Below are 274 nucleotides of genomic sequence, written 5' to 3' on the forward strand. Positions count from 1 at the left end.
TACAGGTCGACGTAGTCCGTGCCGAGGCGGCGCAGCGACGCGTCGATCTCGTGCATGATCGCCATCCGGGACAGCCCGGCGCCGTTGGGGCCGGGGCGCATCCGGTTGAAGACCTTCGTGAAGACCTGGACGTCCTCGCGGGGGCCGAGTTCGCGGAGCAGCTCGCCGGTGATCTCCTCGCTGGAGCCGGCGGAGTACACGTTCGCGGTGTCGAACGTCGTGATGCCGGCGTCGAAGGCCCGGCGGACGAAGGGACGGGCGTCGTCGATGCCGA

1 protein-coding gene is annotated in these 274 nt (G+C 69.7%); it reads right to left on the reverse strand.

Features of this window, described 5'->3' with window-relative positions; genetic code table 11:
* The coding region (locus BIU90_RS02750) for an aldo/keto reductase (RefSeq protein ID WP_139195085.1) at window positions 1–274 on the reverse strand (274 nt) is incomplete at both ends.

The sequence above is a fragment of the Curtobacterium sp. MCBA15_001 genome, from assembly GCF_001864835.1.
In the GTDB taxonomy this organism is placed as follows: domain Bacteria; phylum Actinomycetota; class Actinomycetes; order Actinomycetales; family Microbacteriaceae; genus Curtobacterium.